Source organism: Nocardia shimofusensis NBRC 100134, from assembly GCF_001613125.1.
Taxonomy (GTDB): domain Bacteria; phylum Actinomycetota; class Actinomycetes; order Mycobacteriales; family Mycobacteriaceae; genus Nocardia; species Nocardia shimofusensis.
This window is the reverse complement of record NZ_BDBT01000067.1, coordinates 1-1400: the sequence shown is the minus strand read 5'-3', so window position 1 is coordinate 1400 and position 1400 is coordinate 1. Positions and strand designations below refer to the sequence as shown.

General features: G+C 71.7%; 2 protein-coding genes. Both read left to right on the top strand.

Annotated elements, in window-relative coordinates; genetic code table 11:
• Positions 1 to 387 (top strand): penicillin-binding transpeptidase domain-containing protein (locus NS3_RS28085; protein ID WP_281206684.1); only part of this gene is annotated, 387 nt, incomplete at its 5' end.
• A gap of 124 nt (positions 388 to 511) precedes the next feature.
• Positions 512 to 1400 (top strand): serine/threonine-protein kinase (locus NS3_RS28080; protein WP_245649854.1); only part of this gene is annotated, 889 nt, incomplete at its 3' end.

Below are 1400 nucleotides of genomic sequence, written 5' to 3'. Positions count from 1 at the left end.
ATCGGGCAGGGCACGGTGACCGCGTCGCCGTTCGGGATGGCGCTGGTCGCGGCGTCCATCGCGCGCGGGTCGCTGCCCGCCCCGGCGGTCGTCGCGGGACGTCCGGGCGAGGCCGATCGGCAGCCCGAACCGCTGCCCGCCGCGGTGGCCGGGCAACTGCGCGCGATGATGCGCGAGACTGTGACCGCGGGCACGGCGACGGCGCTCGCGGACCTTCCCGATGTGCTCGGCAAGACCGGCACCGCGGAGTACATCGACGACACCCACGCGCACGGCTGGTTCGTCGGTATCGCCGGAGATCTGGCGTTCGCGGTGTTCGCCGCGGACGCGGGCAGCTCGGCTCCCGCGGTCGAGGCCGCGGGCCGGATGCTGCGTGCGCAGCGGTAGCCGTCGGCTATCCTCCAACGTCACCGGAGCCGGGCCGATTTCGGCGGTCGGGCAGACCCCGGCTGACGCGTGCCGAAGTCCCACGGCCCGCTACACTCGTCGGCGGGCCGTACCTGCGGTCAACATGTGGGATGTCACGATTTCGAGAAGGTTCGGAGTAGGCGCCATCGATACCGGTCAGTTGATCGCGGAGCATTACCGCCTGGTCGAGCGGATTGGTAGCGGCGGCACAGGCGTGGTCTGGCGTGCCACCGACGAGCGCTTGCGACGTTCCGTGGCGATCAAGCAGATTCAGATCAAGCCCAGCCTGCCCGAGGCCGAGCGCGACATCATGCGCCAGCGGGCCATCCGCGAGGCGCGCAACGCGGCTCGATTCCAGCACCCCAACGCCATCGTGGTCTTCGACATCACCGAGCACGACGGCGATCCGTGCCTGGTGATGGAGTACCTGCAGTCGCGCAGTCTGGCCGCGGTGCTCGCCGCCCAGGGCACATTGCCGCTGACGCAGGTGGCCCGGATCGGCGAGCAGGTTGCCTCGGCGCTGATCGCGGCGCACAACGCGGGCATCGTGCATCGTGACGTGAAGCCGGGCAATGTGCTGCTCGACGATCACGGCACGGTCAAGATCACCGACTTCGGCATCTCGCGCGCCGCGGGCGACGCCACCCTCACCGAGACCGGCCTGATCTGCGGCACCGCCGCCTACCTCGCCCCCGAGGTGGCCCGCGGCTCCGATCCGACCCCGGCGGCCGATGTGTTCTCCCTCGGCGCGACGCTGTTCCACGCGCTCGAAGGCGAGCCGCCCTACGGCGCCAGCGCCAATCCGCTCGCGGTGCTCTACGCGGCGGCCAACGGGCAGGTCAGCCAGCCGCGCAATGCGGGTCCGGCCACGGAGTTCCTGCTCGCGCTGCTCGACCCCGATCCCGACGCCCGCCCGAGCATGCGGGTCGCGCGCGACACCCTCGCCGCGTTCGCCGACGCCGGTTCGGCCGCGCCCGTCGGTTTCGTCCCGG